Here is an 18,251-nt window from a genome sequence, read left to right as displayed (position 1 = left end):
GATTTGTTCATTTTTTTACGAGTCTATCTTTCCTAACTTCAGAAAGGACATTTTAATGAAAAATTTATTTAAACTTGCCGCAGTTGCTTCAGCTTTAGCTTTTAGTGCGAATACAGTAAATGCAAATGAAAAAATTGGATTTGTTGATCCTAATTTCTTAATACAAAATCATCCACTTACCATTGAAGCAAATGATAAATTCACTAAATTTATGAAAGACACTGAATCTAAATTTGCACCAAGGGAAAAACAATTAGCAGCAGAAAATAAAGCATTATCCGATGAAGAAAAAGCATTATTGGATGAGCGTAAAAAAATTGAAGAAGATGCACAGAAGTTACAAAAAGAACAAGTGACCTTAGAAGCTGCAATGAAGAAAAAGGTAGCCCAACTTGAAAAAGATGCACCTAGGTTAAAAGCGAAAGAGATCCAAGCACGTCAGGATAAAATTAACGCAGAAGCTAAACCATTCCAAAATAAAGTTTCTGCATTGCAACAACGTGAAGTAGAATTTGGAAAAAAAGCAGAAGAGTTCCAAAAACGTGCTGATGAGTTTCAAAAGAAAGTAGCGGCTTTCCAAGAAGAAATTGCTAAGGTACAAAAAGAATCTGGTGTAATAACTCCTGAACAAGTACAACAAAAAGTCGTTGAAGATATTAATGCGAAAATTAAACAAGTCGCGGAATCTAAAGGCTATACTTTAGTTCTTCCTCCATCGGTCGCATTATATGCTAAAGATGGAAATGCAGCAGATATTACAGAAGAAATTCTAGTTGCAATGGGTGGAAAAATGCCAGAGGCTCCAAAAACTCAAGCGCCTGCAGCGGAAGTCACAAAACCAGAAGAAGTGAAAAAATAATGGCTGAATTCCGTTTAATTGAATTAGCGGAGCAGATCGGCGGTACTCTAAAGGGTAACGCCGATTTGGCTATTTTAAGCATTGCTCCTTTAGATAAAGCAACCTCTAATCAGATCACCTTTATCTCTAATGCAAAATATCGTCCACAGTTAGCTCAATGCCAAGCGGGAGCTATTATTGTTTCTGAAGCTGATGTCGAATTTTGTGCCGAAGGTCAAAACTTGATCGTGGTTGGAAACCCTTATGTTGCTTATGCGATTTTAGCTCAATATATGGATACAACCCCAAACCCTGCCGAAAATATCGCTGAAAGTGCCGTGATCTCACCTGATGCTAAATTGGGTCATAACGTTTCTGTCGGTGCAAATGCTGTGATTGAAAGTGGTGTTGAAATCGGTGATGATGCGGTGATTGGTGCTGGCTGTTTTGTTGGAAAAAACAGTAAAATTGGTGCAAGAACAAAATTATGGGCAAATGTGTCGGTTTACCATAATGTACAAATTGGCTCAGATTGTTTAATTCAATCTTCTGCCGTTATTGGTAGTGACGGTTTTGGCTATGCAAATGAGAAAGGTCAATGGATTAAAATTCCTCAGACTGGTGGCGTGATTATCGGTAATCGTGTTGAAATTGGGGCTTGTACCTGTATTGATCGTGGTGCTTTAGATCCAACGGTGATTGAAGACAATGTGATTATTGATAACCTATGTCAAATTGCACATAACGTACATATCGGTTATGGCACGGCAATCGCTGGCGGGGTCGTAATGGCGGGTAGCCTGAAAGTAGGACGCTTCTGCCAAATTGGTGGGGCAAGTGTAATCAATGGGCATATGGAAATTTGTGATGGGGCAATCATTACTGGAATGGGAATGGTAATGCGACCAATCACAGAGAAAGGAATTTACTCATCGGGTATTCCTTTGCAAACTAATAAAGAATGGCGTAAAACAGCTGCTCTTGTAATGAATATTGATGAAATGAATAAACGTTTGAAAGCATTGGAAAAACGTTTAGCTGAATAATTGATTGAGGTCTTAGTAGTGACAACCAAATTACAAACAGAAAATCGTGAACCAAGAATTATTGAAGTAACTGAAATTATGGAAATGCTTCCACATCGTTACCCGTTTTTATTAGTGGATCGTGTGGTAGATTTTGAAGAAGGTAAATGGCTCCGAGCTGTAAAAAATGTGAGTGTAAATGAGCCTTGTTTTACTGGGCATTTTCCAAATCAACCCGTTTTCCCAGGTGTACTTATTTTAGAAGCAATGGCTCAGGCAACAGGTGTGTTAGCGATTAAAAGTTACGGTAAATTGAAAGAAAACGAACTTTACTATTTTGCAGCAGTAGATAATGCTCGCTTTAAACGCCCTGTAGTACCAGGCGATCAAATGATCATTGAAGTGACCTTTGTTAAAGAGCGTCGAGGTATTACGGCATTTACAGGTAAAGTTTATGTAGATGATACGCTAGTTTGCGAAGCAGACTTAATGTGTGCGCGTAAATAATCTTGCTTGAATAAAGAGGAAAATACTATGCAATTAATTGACGCTTCAGCCAAAATTCACCCAACAGCCTTGATCGAAGAAGGTGCTAAAATTGGTGCAAATGTGGAAATCGGTGCATTTTGTGTTATCGGCAAGGATGTTCGTATTGGGGCTGGTACAAAAATTCACTCTCACGTTGTTATTCAAGGTGATACAGAAATAGGTGAAGATAATCAAATTTTCCAATTTGCAAGTATTGGTGAAATTAACCAAGATCTTAAATATCAAGGTGAACCAACTAAAACCATTATTGGACATCGTAACCGTATCCGTGAAAGTGTGACTATTCATCGTGGCACGGTTCAAGGCGGTGGCGTTACGCGTGTGGGTAACGATAACTTATTTATGATTAACTGCCATATCGCTCACGATTGCTCTATCGGTAATCGTTGTATTATTGCGAATAATGGTACTTTAGCCGGACACGTTACCCTTGATGATTTTGTGATTGTTGGCGGAATGTCAGCTATTCATCAATTTGTCGTTGTGGGATCGCACGTTATGTTAGGTGGTGGTTCAATGGTGAGCCAAGACGTTCCGCCTTATGTAATGGCTCAAGGCAACCACGCCCAACCGTTCGGTGTTAATCTTGAGGGATTAAAGCGTCGTGGCTTTAAGAAAGCAACAATGCACGCAATCCGTAATGTGTATAAGTTAATTTACCGCAGTGGTAAAACCTTAGAAGAAGCTATTCCAGAAATTGAACAGTATGCCAAAACAGAGGCAGCGGTCAGTTTATTCTTGGATTTCTTTAAGCGTTCTAGACGAGGAATTATTCGTTAATTTGTTCATGCTCTCTTATTGAGGAATTAAAATATTCGAGCATACATTCTGTATCAATGGCAAAAATGTATCCATATAAGATGTTGTTCTAAAGAATATAGATACATCGATTTTTAATCTGACATCTTAATAGCAGTTATTCTATAAAAACCTGTTGACAAACGCTCTATTTTAGAGGATTCTCTCATTCACTTTTTACGCTTAATATTTAGAGAATAGCGATGAACCGTTTTTCTATGATTATTACCACGATGATGACCATTATGTGCCAACATAGTGCGGGTGTTCGTGGCTAGAAAACGGAACAAGATTCACAGAAACCCGCTTAAACAAGCGGGTTTTTTTGTAACAAAATTTGCAAACATTAACTATTATCTTCAGGAGAAATTATGCGAGTTCTAAAATTTGGAGGTACTTCTTTAGCCAATCCAGAACGCTTTTTACAAGCCGCCGACATCATCGAAAAGGCACATTTGGCAGACCAAGCCGCTGGCGTACTATCCGCCCCAGCGAAAATCACTAACCATCTTGTCGCCGTTGTCGATAAAGCCCAAACAGGCGAATCCTACGAATCTCATCTCACCGAAGCCACCGACATTTTCAATAACATCATCAACGGATTATATGCCGTCAATAACAATTTCGACCGTGAAGGATTAAGTGCCTTTATCAAAGCAGAACTAGACGACATCTGCAATATTGCAGCTGAAGCAGCAAAAAATAAATTCTGCCCAGATAATATCGGTGCAACAGTACATAGCCGTGGGGAAAAATTGTCGATTGCGATGATGAAAGCGTGGTTTGAAGCAAAAGGCTATGAAGTTACTCGCGTTGATCCTGTCAAAAAATTATTAGCTAACGGGAGCTATTTAGAGTCTTCTGTGGACATTGCTGAATCGACTAAACGTATTGAAGCCCTTTCGATTCCAAAGAAAAATGTGGTGTTAATGGCGGGCTTTACGGCAGGTAATGAGCAAGGTGAATTGGTGTTACTTGGTCGTAATGGTTCAGATTACTCTGCAGCCTGTTTAGCGGCTTGTTTAAAAGCAGATGTGTGCGAAATTTGGACGGATGTGGACGGCGTTTATACTTGCGATCCTCGTTTAGTGCCGGATGCGATCTGCTTAGAGTCTATGAGCTATCAAGAAGCGATGGAGCTTTCTTACTTCGGTGCGAAAGTGATCCACCCTCGTACCATTGGTCCGTTAGTGCCGTTAAATATTCCGTGCTTAATTAAAAATACCCATAATCCGGAAGCAGCAGGCACAATCATTAACGGTAATGTAGTAAATGATAATTTAAAAGTGAAAGGGATCACGAACCTTGATAATGTGGCAATGTTCAATGTTTCAGGCTCAGGTATGCAAGGTATGGTTGGTATGGCGGCTCGTGTGTTTACTGCGATGTCGCAAGCGGGCATTTCTGTGAACTTAATTACACAATCTTCTTCTGAATATAGCATTAGCTTCTGTGTGCCAGTCAAAGCGGTTGAGAAAGCGCTAACTGCGTTAAACAGTACCTTTGCTCAAGAGCTTAAAGAAGGTTTATTAGATCCTGTGGAAGTGATTAAAGACCTTTCTATCGTGTCGGTGGTCGGCGATGGTATGCGTACCGCAAAAGGGATTGCGGCTCGCTTCTTCTCTGCGCTTGCTCAAGCAAATATCAGCATTGTGGCGATTGCGCAAGGTTCATCAGAGCGTTCAATTTCTGCCGTTGTGCCATTAAATAAAGCCATTGAAGCTGTTAAAGCTACACATAAAGCGTTATTCAATAACAAAAAAGTGGTCGATGTCTTTTTAGTGGGTGTTGGCGGTGTGGGTGGCGAATTGATCGAACAGATCACAACCCAGAAGGAATATCTTGCAAAGAAGGATATTGAGATCCGTGTTTGTGCATTAGCTAACTCAAATAAAATGTTGCTCAACGAAAACGGCTTAAGCCTTGATAACTGGCGTGCGGATTTAGAGTCGGCGACACAGCCATCTGACTTTGATGTGTTGCTTTCATTCATTAAATTACATCACGTTGTTAATCCTGTTTTTGTCGATTGTACGACAGCACAATCGGTGGCAAATCTTTATTCTCGTGCATTAAAAGAAGGCTTCCACGTGATTACACCAAATAAGAAAGCGAATACCTCAAGCTATGCTTATTATCAGGAAATGCGTGAAAATGCTCGTCAAAGCCAACATAAATTCTTATATGAAACCAATGTGGGCGCAGGCTTGCCTGTAATCGAAAACCTACAAAATTTGCTTGCTGCCGGCGATGAAGTCGAGAAATTTGAAGGGATTTTATCCGGTTCACTCTCTTTCATTTTCGGTAAGTTAGAAGAAGGGGCTACGCTTTCCGAAGCAACTAACATTGCCAAAGAAAAAGGCTTTACTGAGCCAGACCCTCGCGATGATTTATCAGGGCAAGATGTGGCGCGTAAGTTATTGATTTTAGCGCGTGAATGCGGCTATCCGTTAGAGCTGGAAGATATTGAGATGGAAGGCGTCTTACCAAAAGGTTTCTCTGAAGGCAAAACTGCAGCAGAATTTTTAGCGATGTTGCCGGAGCTTGATGCGGAATTTGCAAAACGTGTGGAAAACGCGACCGCTTGTGGCAATGTGTTGCGTTATGTGGGCTCCATTGAAAACGGTAAATGCCGTGTCGCAATCAAAGAAGTAAACGGTGATGATCCGCTTTATAAAGTGAAAAACGGTGAAAATGCCCTTGCGTTCTATACACGCTACTACAGCCCGATTCCGCTATTACTGCGTGGCTATGGTGCAGGTAATGATGTTACCGCTGCAGGTATTTTTGCGGATATTTTGCGTACGTTGAAATAGGGCTTTTTGATGTCTTGAGGTTAAAAAACCATCAATAGATGTTTATTTAACATCCCAGCACGGCAGAGCCGTACTGGGTTACGCATAATTCAGCCCCTTTAGGGCTGAGAATTAGAGTGGCAAAGCCACTCAACTATGCGTAACCTAGTACGCATTTTGCGTGCTAGGTATAAAACAGCATATTTTATAAGCACAAAACATCAACAAACCTTAACAGATTATCAATACTTTTGTAGGGGCGGGCTTTATGCCCGCCCGTTGATATATAGACACGATTTCGGGTGGGGATAACCCCCCTACGAAAATCTATGTATGTCTAATCCCATATAAAATAAGGAAAAAAAATGACATTACGAATTTATGCCCCGGCTTCCAGTGCAAATTTAAGTGTTGGCTTTGACTCGCTTGGCACAGCCATTTCGCCGATTGATGGTTCACTGCTTGGTGATGTGGTACAAATTGAAGAGTGCGATCAACTCTTTGAGTTAGAAAGTGTCGGCTATTTTGTGCGTAAACTGCCGAAAGAACCGCAAAAAAATATCGTCTATCAAGCCTATGTGCTGTTTAGCGAACGTTTGAAATTGCGTGGTGGCGTAGTGAAAAATTTACGCCTCACCCTTGAGAAAAATATGCCGATTGGCTCAGGCTTAGGCTCAAGTGCTTGCTCAATTGTGGCTGCTCTCGTAGCACTGAATAAATTCCACGATGAACCGTTTTCAAAAATGGAATTGTTGGAAATGATGGGCGAATTGGAAGGCAGAATTTCAGGCTCAATCCACTATGACAACGTTGCCCCGTGCTATTTAGGCGGTCTGCAATTAATGACACAATCGCTCGGTAATATTTGCCAACCGATTCCGTTCTTTGATGAATGGTATTGGGTGTTGGCTTATCCAGGGATTGAAGTGTCCACCGCTGAAGCTCGTGCGAGTTTGCCCAAAAGCTATACTCGCCAAGAGATGATCTCACAGGCTCGCTATTTAGGCTCTTTCGTTCACGCTTGCCACACTCGTCAAGACGTACTTGCCGCTATTATGATGAAAGATCTGATTGCTGAACCGTATCGTGAATCATTACTGCCAAACTTTGCCGAAGTTCGCCAAGGTTGTAAAGATTTGGGAGCATTGGCGGTGGGGATTTCGGGTTCAGGCCCAACGATGTTCGCCATTGCTCCAGACTTAGAGCACGCTCAAAAATTGGTCGCTTATCTTGAAAAAGATTATCTGCAAAACAATGAGGGTTTTATCCATATTTGTAAGGTGGATAATTTAGGAGCGAGAGAGTTGAAGTAAGCTCAGCATACATAATTATTCTCATAGACTCCGCCCTTATTAAGGGCGGAAAAGCAAGAGAAAATATAATATGTCTTAGTAAAGTAAATTCCTATCCCCTCAAATCACTCGCCTGTTGCAATAGATTACGGCTCTCTTTAAGGAATTGTTCGGAATAATCGCCAAACCAACAATGCACTTTTTCAAAGGCATCAATAAAGCTCTGCTTGTCGTTTTGCTGAAAGAATGCCAAGCTCTTTTCAAAGCTCTGTTGTAGCGAGGCAATGACATCTAAATTTTCAGGCTTATCGGCGATAATTTCCGCATACAATTTCGCATCTTGGGCAAATAGACGACCTATCATCGCCAGCTCTAAACGATAAATCGGAGACGAAAGTGCAAGTAATTGCGGTAATTTGACAGCTTGTTGCGATAAATGTAACCCATAAGCAAAGGTAGAAAAGTGGCGTAGCGCTTGAATGTAGGTCATTGCGTGATCGTGTTCTTTGGCATCGATCTCTTCAATCTTCGCCCCCCAAATCCGCATTTGGTCAAGCAGCCATTGATAACGTTCAGCAAAACGTCCGTGACAACAAGCGATCACTTGTTTCGCAAAACTTGCAATATCTGGCCCAAACATTGGGTGAAGCCCAACAACGGCTCCAGAATGCACTTCTAACATCTTCGCTAACGGCTGTGCTTTGACTGAGGTGAGATCAGCTAAGATCATCTGTTCGTTCAAATACGGCTGTAAACGCTCAAGGGTATCTAAAGTGTTGGCAATCGGCACACAAACTACCACTAAATCTACTCCGTGCATAATCTGTTCGGCTTGCTCCCAGTCATCTCGATCAAGGCGTTCCACCGAATAGCCCGATAATTCAAAATAGCGGGCAAACAATCCGCCTAGCTTGCCCAAGCCGCCAACAACCACGATTTTTCGCACTTGCTCATTTGTCGCTTTAAAGCCGTGTTTATTCTCGTTGGTATAAGATTCTCGCATTAGACGACGCAACACATCTTCAATCAAATCAGCAGGAATGCCCTGACTTTCTGCTTCTTGACGGCGAGCGGCAATCATTGAGGCTTCACGTTCAGGGGCATAAATCGGCAAACCGTGCCGGTGTTTAATTTTGCCAACTTCTGCCACCAGTGAAAGACGTTTTGACAATAATTCAATTAACTGTTGATCGACTTGATCGATCTGTTCACGAATAGGATTTAATGGGTTCATACTACTTTCTTAGGGTCTCTGCAAAATCGGTTAATAAGGTTTCCGTTGTCTGCCAATCAATGCAAGCATCTGTAATAGATACGCCATATTGCATCTGTTCAAAAGGTTGCTCGGACGATTGATTGCCGGCAAACAAGTGGCTTTCAATCATCAAGCCGATAATAGATTGGTTGCCTGCAACCAGCTGTTGTAGCACATTTTCCGCCACCAATGGCTGACGGCGGTAATCTTTATTAGAGTTACCGTGGCTACAATCAATCATAATCGCTTCAGGCAAGCCCGCTTTGCGTAACGCCTGTTCGCACTCTTGCACATATTGAGCTTCAAAATTCGGGGATTTTCCACCGCGTAAGATAACGTGTCCATCAGGATTGCCTTTGGTATGCAGTACCGTTACTTGCCCCTGTTGGTTAATCCCAATAAAGCTATGCCCCATTGCAGAAGCCTGCATTGCATTAATCGCAACGCCTAAATTTCCGTCTGTGCCATTTTTAAATCCCACTGCCATTGATAAACCTGATGCCATTTCTCTGTGGGTTTGAGATTCCGTCGTTCTTGCTCCAATCGCAGACCAACTGAATAGATCAGCAAGATATTGTGGACTAATCGGGTCTAAGGCTTCGGTTGCAAGCGGCAAGCCAAGTTCCGCTAAATCTAACAATAATTTACGTGCAATGCGTAACCCTTTTTCAACATCGAATGTGCCGTTTAAATTAGGATCATTGATTAAACCTTTCCAACCCACAGTGGTGCGTGGTTTTTCAAAGTACACTCGCATTACAATGTAAAGTTTATCTGACACTTTGTCGGCTAACACTTTTAATTTTTTGGCATATTCTAATGCAGAGACAGGATCGTGAATGGAACAAGGACCAATAACAATAAGCTGGCGTTTATCACGTTTATGGATAATATCTGAGATTACCTTTCTTGATTCTTCAATCTGTTTACGCAGATGCTCTGGCAGTGGAAACTCTTGTTTTAATCCTTTTGGGGTTAGCAAAACTTTTTCATCACAAATGTTTACGTTGTGTAAACTATCCTGATTAAATACAGTGTTCATTTTTATTTCCTATAATTGTAAAAAAATCAATACAGAACTAATTTACAACGTAATTGGTAAAGTTTCAATGGTTTTTTGACTTTTAGAGGGGATTTGTAGGGACACGCTGTGCGTGTCCGTAAAATAAATGAATAATGGACACACGCAGTGTGTCCCTACATTCGTCCTAAAATACATCATTCCCCCTATTTATGAGAAATCCCTGAGTAATACGAGGATTGTGCTGGATGTAGGGATAAACCCCATAATATTTTGGGCGGACACATTGGTCCGCCCAAACAATGATTTTATAAATAATCTTGAATTTTCTGTTTCACCTGCTCTACTGAAATTCGCTCCATCAGCCCATCACCTTTTGCACTTGTCGCCCAAGGCAACTGATCCCAAGGCTTCCCACGACTTTCTAATACCGCCTGATCATAAACAGATACTACCTTATCTAAATCTAAATAAGGGCCTGTACGGCGTGGGTTATGAATCGCATATAGACCAATCACCGTTGTATTTTGAGTTGTCGCAATATGAGCTGGCCCCGAATCCGAAGATAGCACCAAATCCGCTTGACGAATTAATGCCGCAAGTTGTTTTAAATTGGTTTTTCCTGCAAGATTAAGGCAATTCGGTGCAAGTTGTTGAATTTTTGCAGCCACTTCCATCTCATAAACCGACGGAGATCCTGCAATAATCACATTGATGTTTTGTGCTAATGCAAACTGTGCAATTTGCCCATAATTTTCAGGCAACCAATCTTTCTCTTTTTTGCTAGAACAAGGGGCAATGACTAAATTTTTTCGTTGTTTATCAATAAATTGAGACGTATAGGCTAAATCCGCTTCACTCACAGGCAAGTCCCAAGTTGGACGTAGATCTTGCACACCAATCGCTTTAGCAAACATCATCTGACCGTCTAAAACGTGAGGGGAAGCGGTCTTTTCCACCTTTTTATTTGTAAATAACCACTGCCCTTCTCTTGCACGATCTCGATTAAAGCCGACCTTTTGTTTTGCTCGAATACCTAAGGATAAAATAGAGGCACGCAATGCCGTTTGCATATTTAACAGATAATCGAACCGCTTACCACGCAGCTGTTTCCATAACGCAAAAATCCCTTTCCACCCTGTTTTTTTATCATAAGGCACAAGGGTTACATTCGGAATGCCTTGCATTAACATCGACTCCGTTTTACCAATGATCCAAGTGATTTCCGCTCGCGGATATTGGCGTTGAATGGCTTGCACAACCGCAAGGGTATGGCAAACATCACCAATGGCAGAAAGTCGTAAAATACAGATTGATTGCGGGCTATTCATCTTTCTTCCTATAAACATTTCGCAGGTTTTGGCAAGCCTGCAATTTTGGTTGCCTGTTTTGCTGGGCCTTCAGGGAATAAACGTTGCAAATAACGGCTACTGCCCTTTTCTTCACCAAATTTCTGCGATAAGGCTTTTACTAGCATTCGGATTGCTGGGGAGGTTTTATATTCTTGATAAAATTCTCGCACAAAATAGACGATTTCCCAATGGGCTTCGCTAAGTTCAAGGTTATCTTTTTGAGCGATAACTACGGCAAGTTCAGGCGACCAGTCGTCTAAATTTTTCAAATAGCCGTGTTCGTCTGTGGGGTATTGTTGATGATTGAGTTCGATAAAATGAAGCATACAAGATGAGGGTGTAGGATGAAAACTCTAAAAGAAGAGCCCAGCATTCTAAAAAGAACTTAATTAAAATGCTGGGCTATAAATATATTACTTGTCAAATCAATCTGATAAATCGCAAAGCCTGTTTCATCAGTGCCAACGAATGACATTGGATATTGTGCTTTTTCTGCAATAAAGGCTTTTGCTTTATCGCTTGGCGAAGTTTCAAAGCGTACATCTAATTTGCCTTTAGCGGCAATTGGAGCAATACGCCAGTTTTTGTCTGCAGCTGGACTGACTTGACCGTTGGCTTTACTTTCAGCAGTAATATAATTCGCTAAAATTTGACGGTTTTCATCTGGTGCAGCAAAGACAATATGACTTTCACCTGTGCCAGGGAATTTATTGCTATATGCACGGTAGTTGTTGGTCGCAATTAAGAATTCTGCTTTTGGATCAACTGGTTTACCGTTATAGGTTAAATTCATTACACGGTGAGCTTTATCGTTGATTAACTTACATTCGCCATCATAACGTGCTGGTTGAGTAATATCATATTGATATTGAACGCCGTCAATCACGTCAAAGTTATAAGTGCGGAAACCTTCCCAGTCTAATAGACTTTGTGGCTGTTCGTTCGCTGGATCAATTTGTTTAAACATACCAGCACTGCACTCTAACCACTCTTTTAACTCTTCGCCTGTGACTTTAACCACAACAAGGGTATTTGGATAGAGATATAAGTCAGCTGCGTTACGGAATGTCAATTCACCTTTGTTTACCTCGGTATAACCATTCGGATCATTTTTACGACCGCCAGCTTTAAACGGTGCACCCGCACTTAAAATTGGTAACCCTGCTAACTGCGGCAATCCTCTCACGATATTTTCTACATAGGCTTTTTGTGCTTGGTTCACAATTTGTACTGTTGGGTCATCTTGAACTAAAGCAAGGTAGCTGTACATATTGTCTGTCGCTTTACCGATTGGTTGTGACACGAATTTACGAGTTGCTTCGTGAACAGGTTGCAATAAAGCGGCAACTTCAGGGTGATTTTCTACCGTTGCAGCTTTTTTCTCATTATCATAGATTGGGCATAGCACGGCTTTACCATCAACCACAAGCCATTTGCCTTTTTGTTTTGCAAGAGTTAAGTCCACAACACTGATATTGTTCGCCCAGTAACCTGCCATTGACTCTGGAATACCTTTCACTGTTCCTTTTTCAATATCCACATTTGGCGATTTTACAAACTCTTTATTTGGGAATAGGCGGTGTGAGTGTCCAAAAATCACCGCATCAATGCCTTTTACATCAGCAAGATAGAATGCTGAGTTTTCAGCGCCTTCTTTATAAGACTCATCAGATGGACCTGTATGAGCAAGTGCTACGATTAAATCCGCCCCTGCTTTTTTCAGGATTGGCACATATTTTTCAGCAATTTTCACAATATCACGAGCTTCCACTTTGCCGTCTAAATGGGCTTTATCCCACACCATTACTTGTGGTGGAACGAAACCGATATAACCGACATTTAAAGTATGTTTCACACCATCTTCATCAACCACTTCTTTTTTCTGAATGAAGTATGGTTGGTAAACTGGCTCATCTGTACCTGGTTTAACGATATTCGCATTGATGATCGGGAATTTTGCTTCTTTGATTGCGTCATCAAGGTATTTTAAACCGTAGTTAAATTCGTGGTTACCTAATGTCCCTACATCATATTTCATTAGGTTTAATGCATCAATCGCAGGGTTAGATTTCCCTTCTTTATAACCGACCGCTGCTTGATAGTCCGCAATCGGATTACCTTGAATTAAGTCACCATTATCAACAAGAACGCTGTTTTTAGCCTCTTTGCGAGCTTGTTCAATTAACGTTGCCGCACGAGTAAAACCAAATTTTGTTGTTGGTGCATCTTTGTAGTAGTCAAAATCCGTTAAGAAACTGTGAATATCCGTTGTGCCAATAACACGCAAAGAAACTTTGCTATCGCCTGCAGCAAATGCAAAGCGGTTTGCACTAATTGCTAATACGGTGGTCGCACCAATTTGAAGAAAACGTCTTCTGTTCATCATAACAAGTATCCTCATTGATACAAAAAAGGAGAGTATTATAGGCAATAATACTCTAAAATGCCTTAATCCTTTTATCAAATCTGTGATCGACTTCACAGAATAGATAAATTAAGGCTGTATAAAAACCGCTATTCTAATTTCTGAAGCGGTTACTTTAGAGGGAATATAGAACAGATAAAAACTAGATTATCTATGTAATTAGAAATAAATAATACATATAAATCTACTTAAGATCCCTATACCTCATAAAAATCCCTGCATGATAAGCAGGGATCTTATTAGATTAAACTTTTAATAGGTTACTCTTTTGACTTCCAAATTAACGGATCAACACCACGGCGAATAAGCTCTGGGTGATCTTCAATTTTGAATACAGGCTGCTCTACACCTGCTTTCACTTGTTTTTGGTAATCTTTTAAGATAACCCAAACAATTGGAGCAAGTAAAACGATAGACACTAAGTTGATCATCGCCATTGATGCCATTACGGTATCGGCAAACGCCCACACAATACCGCCATCACGCACAGCACCGAAGTAAACGAAAAATAACACGATTAAACGGAAGGCTAATACGAAACTTGGTTTGTTACGGATATAGCGAATATTGCTTTCTGCATAAGCATAGTTACCGATAATTGAAGTGTAGCAGAATAACAATAAGATAAAGGCTAAGAAGTGTAAGCCAAATTCACCGATGTGGAACTCTAACGCTTTTTGGGTTAAAGATACGCCACGCAATGATTCGCTACCATAATCGTTAGACATTAAAATAATGATTGCGGTACAAGTACATACAATAATGGTATCCACAAATACCCCTAACATTTGAATTAAGCCTTGACTTGCAGGGTGTTTTGCATCTGACGTTGCCGCTGAGTTTGGTGCAGAACCCATACCCGCTTCGTTTGAGAATAAACCACGTTTAATCCCCATTAACATCGCTTGTGAGAATAATGAACCAAAGATACCGCCAGCCATTGCAGAAAAGTCAAAGGCACTTGTAATAATTTTATTTAAAACTTCAGGTACTCGCTCAATATTCATCCCTAAAATGATCATTGCCATAATTAAGTAGAATAACGCCATCATCGGCACAACTTTCGCTGAAACCTGACCGATACGTTTAACCCCACCGAAGATAATCGCTGCAGTCACAATCACTAACACAATGCCCACATAATGCGGATCCCATTCCCACGCATTACGCGTTGCTTCAACGATAGAGTTTGCTTGAACCGCATTGAACGCAAAACCGAAGGTAAAAATTAAGGTAATTGCAAAGGCAATCGCAAGCCAAGGAGCTTTTAAACCACGCTTAATGTAATAAGCTGGGCCACCACGGAACATACCGTTTGGATCACGCACTTTATAAACCTGTGCCAATGATGATTCTGCAAATGCACTACTCATACCGATTAACGCAGTGATCCACATCCAGAACACTGCACCTGGTCCGCCTAATGCGATAGCAGTCGCAACTCCACCGATATTACCCACGCCCACACGGCTTGCCAAGCCTGTTGCAAAGGCTTGGAACGGGGTTAATGACTCGCCCTCTGCAGCACGGCCAGACCACATTTCACGGATACTACGAGGTAATAAACGTAATTGAACTAAGCCAGTGGTAATGGTAAAGAATAAACCGACACCTAAAAGGGTTAATACAGTAATGTCCCAAAGTGGACCGTCAATCGTGTTCACGATCCATTTTAAAACATCTTCAAAAATTGAAACTATGCTATCCATCGAAAAGACCTCATAAAAAGTAAAACGATTTCGGCATTTTAACGATTTTTTATCTTTTTTGAAAAGATTTTTTAATTAAAATAATAAAAAAAGTTAATGATTGGTTATTTAACGGGCTGGGCTGGTTTAAATAACAAATTCTGTCTAATTAGCAAATAATATAGTAGAGACACGCTGAGCGTGTCCATCAATACGAATTGAGTTTTTTGTTAGAATGGACACACGCAGTGTGTCCCTACAAATACTTTTATGAACGGTAATAATTCAACGTCATTGTAGGGACACCACGCTTGGTGTCCATTGAATATGACATAACTTAACGCTTAAACAAAAGATTTTGGCTTGTATCTAACAAACTACTGTGGAATAAGGTAAAACCAAAACCGATCAAAAGTAATCCAATCAGCAATTTTCCGAATAAAACAGACCGCTTGTGAGCCGAAAATGAAAGATACCAACCGCTAATATGCACTGCTTTACGGCGAGCAAATAGAACCAAACAGGCAAACAGCGTTAGCGTTAGCCCCGTTCCCGTTGCCATTAATAAAGCCGAAGCCACGCCCCAAAGGTATAAATCCAAAGTATAGGCTAAAAACAGCACTAAAATTGCCCCTGAACAGGGACGTAAGCCAATGCTAAAAATCAACATCAGCGTGCTTTTCCAATCCGTTGCCGTTGCTATTTCGGACGAACTTGGCAAATGTTTATGACCACAACTACAATCTGCAGAATGTTGATGATGAGCAGTAATAAGCGGTGATTTTGGGGCTATTTTTTGCAAATGGCGAATTTGAAAGCCCTTTGGCTTCGCTCTCACGCTTTTTAACGCTTGATAACACCAATACAGCCCAAACAACATCATTACAACAAAACTGCCTCGCTCAACCCATTTTAACGCTAGATTAAAATAGCTACGAGAAAGGGTAAAAATCACCACAATAATCGTCACTAATCCAATCGCCACCAAGCCTTGCACTAATGCAGATAATAAAGTGATTTTCACCGCTTGTGGCAGTTTGGTTTGTTCAAAAGAGAGATAACTTGTTAGAATAAATTTGCCGTGACCTGGACCAACGGCGTGAAACACTCCATAGATAAAGCTCACTGCCATTAGAGTCAGCCCTGCCTGTTGCTGGTTTTCATTCAGACGATTTAACGCCTCTGAAAGCGCAACATTAAATTCCCTCTGCCACTCGCTGACTTTAAATAAGAGATAGGGATAAGCCTGATAAATCGCAAAAAGTGCCACCAATCCGACCGCTATCCCAGCCCAATACTTTGCCTTTATTGACATACAATACTCACTTTTTGCGCAAATTGTGCGCCTAAAGACAAGCCACGTTCTGCTGGCATATCGGGGGTTTCATTTTTATCTAATGTCGATGCATACAACCGCAAAGATTGATTTACCGTCGGCTCAATCATCTCAACTTTACAAAGATTTTGCTCTGTGCTACTGACATCACTCGCTTTTTCGTAATTCATTGCTAAGTAATAACTTGGCTCAAAGGTAAAAAAACGGAATGACTGCCCTTTTACCGCTTTAGGCTCGGCTAGTAGCAAGGTGAAATGGTAAATAATACGATTATGCTGAATTTCAACGGACGAGTTATGCGGTTTAGCTTTAAACTTAATCGGTTCATTTTGCTGATTATAAAGCTCGCTAAAATAGTGGGTACTCACCGCAGATTCATCTAACTCACGCAAAATTTTATTCATTGCCTGTTTTTTATCCTTACTGCTGTTGATTTCATAGATCAGTTCAGCTGATGTAATCTCATCAAGTGTCCAGTACAATTCAAAACCTTCCAGCTTACCTTGTTGAATTAGCACTTTATTTTTCATATCAAGGAAAGAGTGTGGATGAGCAAAAACAGAAAAAGAGAGTAACAGCGAAATCGTGCCGATAAGAAAACGCTTAAGCATTTGAAATCCTTATAATGAAATCAATTTTAAAATCATTATATCAGACTTTTATAAGGGCTTTTTGTTCCGACATGCTTCAATAAAAAAGCGAACAGACAAAATCTGTTCGCTCTTAAAAATTAGGCTGAGTCGGTCGATAAGCCGAGTTCTGTCGTGGACAATCATTCCTCTAGGCGTACATTCACACATACGCTCAAGCAACCTACCCGAATCCCAAGCGGGCAACTCGTTGGATTCCTATTTGGTCTTGCTACGAGTGGAGTTTACCGTGCCGTGAAATGTTACCACTCACGCGGTGCGCTCTTACCGCACCCTTTCACCCTTACCAGCCGAAACTGGCGGTCTGCTCTCTGTTGCACTAGTCGTAGGCTCACGCCTCCCAGACGTTATCTGGCACTCTGCCCTGTGTAGCTCGGACTTTCCTCTCGTTTACTTGTCCCACTAGGTCGTTCTTACGAACGGTTAAGGGCTTCAATAAACCAGCGATTGTCTAACCAACTCAGGCTGGCGAGTATAGCGGATTTATGAACTTTTGCAACAAAATGAATTGTCTCATCCCTATTATCAACGCAGGGCAAGATCGCATCTTTCTCAAATTTATGATCTAATACACCTTAATTATCCATATCAAATCAGGTTGTAAAATGAGCGTTTTTTGTTTTTTTGAAAATTTATCCGACCCACGAGCCTATAATCAAAAACACCACTTTTTAGACATCGTTTTTCTCGTCGTCAGTGCCGTGATTTCGGGAACAAATAGTTGGACTGAAATCAAACTTTTTGGCGAATTACATTTGGATTGGTTGCGAAAATATCGTCCTTTTGAGTGTGGTATTCCTGTCGATGATACTATCGCTCGTGTAATAAAACGCATTAAATGCTTGAGGCGTTTGAGGAGGTAAATGCGGAACGTCGTCGAATTGATGAGCGTTACTACCGTAAGCTGAAAGTGAGTGATTGGCTGAGCAAAGCGGAGGAATGGAAGGGGATAAAATCGGTGTTGGAGGTGTGTCGCAAGCGGTCAGATAATGGCAAAGAATCACAAGAAAAAGTCTTTTATATCAGTAGTTTGGATGTTGATGTTCAAATATTGGCGAAGTGCGTGCGAGGGCATTGGGAAGTGGAAAACAAAGCCCATTGGGTGCTAGATGTGGTCTATAAAGAAGACGAATGTGCTGTGACCGATGAATGGGGTGCGGAAAATCTGGCAATCTTGCGTCGATTAGCGTTGAACTTGGCACGATTACACCCGAAAAAGCAGAGTAT

At 41.0% G+C, this 18,251-nt stretch carries 16 protein-coding genes and 1 other RNA gene; 8 read left to right on the top strand and 9 right to left on the bottom strand.

All coding sequences use genetic code 11. The annotated features are described in order from the left end of the window. The first annotated feature begins 55 nt into the window (after positions 1-55). The 6 genes from B0183_RS10245 to thrB all read left to right on the top strand — a co-directional run bounded on the left by B0183_RS10245 (position 56) and on the right by thrB (position 7,318). Positions 56-859, top strand: coding sequence for an OmpH/Skp family outer membrane protein (locus B0183_RS10245; protein WP_021113351.1), 804 nt, complete (start codon positions 56-58; stop codon positions 857-859). Continuing rightward, a complete protein-coding gene (lpxD, locus tag B0183_RS10240) occupies positions 859-1,884 on the top strand; it encodes a UDP-3-O-(3-hydroxymyristoyl)glucosamine N-acyltransferase (protein ID WP_005711021.1) in 1,026 nt (341 codons plus the stop codon). The genes B0183_RS10245 and lpxD overlap by 1 nt, the downstream gene beginning before the upstream one ends. An 18-nt stretch (positions 1,885-1,902) precedes the next feature. Then, on the top strand, positions 1,903-2,370 hold the full coding sequence (fabZ, locus tag B0183_RS10235; RefSeq protein WP_021113251.1) for a 3-hydroxyacyl-ACP dehydratase FabZ: 468 nt from the start codon (positions 1,903-1,905) through the stop codon (positions 2,368-2,370). A 27-nt stretch (positions 2,371-2,397) separates the two neighbouring features. After that, positions 2,398-3,192, top strand: a complete 795-nt coding sequence (gene lpxA / locus B0183_RS10230) for an acyl-ACP--UDP-N-acetylglucosamine O-acyltransferase (protein WP_078208751.1) — start codon at positions 2,398-2,400, stop codon at positions 3,190-3,192. A gap of 389 nt (positions 3,193-3,581) precedes the next feature. Further along, a complete protein-coding gene (gene thrA / locus B0183_RS10225) occupies positions 3,582-6,026 on the top strand; it encodes a bifunctional aspartate kinase/homoserine dehydrogenase I (RefSeq protein WP_078208750.1) in 2,445 nt (814 codons plus the stop codon). A 344-nt stretch (positions 6,027-6,370) separates the two neighbouring features. Continuing rightward, positions 6,371-7,318: a homoserine kinase gene (gene thrB / locus B0183_RS10220; protein WP_071610910.1), complete on the top strand. Its 948-nt coding sequence runs from the start codon at positions 6,371-6,373 to the stop codon at positions 7,316-7,318. Between the two features lie 91 nt (positions 7,319-7,409). Here the strand turns inward: thrB and tyrA are convergent, their stop codons facing one another. The 9 genes from tyrA to rnpB all read right to left on the bottom strand — a co-directional run bounded on the left by tyrA (position 7,410) and on the right by rnpB (position 17,487). After that, positions 7,410-8,531 carry a bifunctional chorismate mutase/prephenate dehydrogenase gene (gene tyrA / locus B0183_RS10215; RefSeq protein ID WP_075630671.1) on the bottom strand — a complete coding sequence of 374 codons (1,122 nt, stop codon included), beginning with the start codon at positions 8,529-8,531 and terminating at the stop codon, positions 7,410-7,412. A 1-nt stretch (position 8,532) separates the two neighbouring features. Next, a complete protein-coding gene (locus B0183_RS10210; RefSeq protein WP_078208749.1) occupies positions 8,533-9,594 on the bottom strand; it encodes a 3-deoxy-7-phosphoheptulonate synthase in 1,062 nt (353 codons plus the stop codon). 287 nt (positions 9,595-9,881) lie between these two features. Beyond that, positions 9,882-10,904, bottom strand: a complete 1,023-nt coding sequence (locus B0183_RS10205) for a glycosyltransferase family 9 protein (protein ID WP_021116227.1) — start codon at positions 10,902-10,904, stop codon at positions 9,882-9,884. A gap of 8 nt (positions 10,905-10,912) precedes the next feature. Beyond that, complete coding sequence (locus B0183_RS10200; RefSeq protein WP_005711033.1) at positions 10,913-11,251, bottom strand: TusE/DsrC/DsvC family sulfur relay protein; 339 nt, start codon at positions 11,249-11,251, stop codon at positions 10,913-10,915. 59 nt (positions 11,252-11,310) lie between these two features. Further along, the gene (gene cpdB / locus B0183_RS10195) at positions 11,311-13,311 is read right to left on the bottom strand and encodes a 2',3'-cyclic-nucleotide 2'-phosphodiesterase (protein WP_021114133.1); all 2,001 of its coding nucleotides are present in this window, start codon (positions 13,309-13,311) and stop codon (positions 11,311-11,313) included. A 299-nt stretch (positions 13,312-13,610) separates the two neighbouring features. Beyond that, positions 13,611-15,059: an alanine/glycine:cation symporter family protein gene (locus tag B0183_RS10190; RefSeq protein WP_021114134.1), complete on the bottom strand. Its 1,449-nt coding sequence runs from the start codon at positions 15,057-15,059 to the stop codon at positions 13,611-13,613. Positions 15,060-15,375: 316 nt separating this feature from the next. Beyond that, entirely contained in the window at positions 15,376-16,353 is a 978-nt protein-coding gene (locus tag B0183_RS10185; RefSeq protein WP_021111181.1) for a nickel/cobalt transporter, read from the bottom strand. Further along, on the bottom strand, positions 16,344-16,985 hold the full coding sequence (locus B0183_RS10180) for a DUF1007 family protein (protein WP_005711043.1): 642 nt from the start codon (positions 16,983-16,985) through the stop codon (positions 16,344-16,346). Before B0183_RS10180 ends, B0183_RS10185 begins: the two co-directional genes overlap by 10 nt. Before the next feature lie 121 nt (positions 16,986-17,106). Then, an RNA gene (rnpB, locus tag B0183_RS10175) (RNase P RNA component class A) lies at positions 17,107-17,487 on the bottom strand. 142 nt (positions 17,488-17,629) lie between these two features. Between rnpB and B0183_RS12815 the strand changes: the two genes are divergently transcribed. Together B0183_RS12815 and B0183_RS12810 are read left to right on the top strand one after the other, a co-directional pair. Continuing rightward, positions 17,630-17,887 carry a transposase family protein gene (locus B0183_RS12815; RefSeq protein WP_078208748.1) on the top strand — a complete coding sequence of 86 codons (258 nt, stop codon included), beginning with the start codon at positions 17,630-17,632 and terminating at the stop codon, positions 17,885-17,887. Further along, the coding region (locus tag B0183_RS12810; protein WP_131826774.1) for an ISAs1 family transposase at positions 17,863-18,251 on the top strand (389 nt) is incomplete at its 3' end. The genes B0183_RS12815 and B0183_RS12810, both read left to right, overlap by 25 nt.

This window comes from Glaesserella parasuis (assembly GCF_002015085.1).
In the GTDB taxonomy this organism is placed as follows: domain Bacteria; phylum Pseudomonadota; class Gammaproteobacteria; order Enterobacterales; family Pasteurellaceae; genus Glaesserella; species Glaesserella parasuis.
The sequence above is the reverse complement of the archived record's forward strand: the minus strand, read 5'-3'. Positions and strand labels throughout refer to the sequence as shown.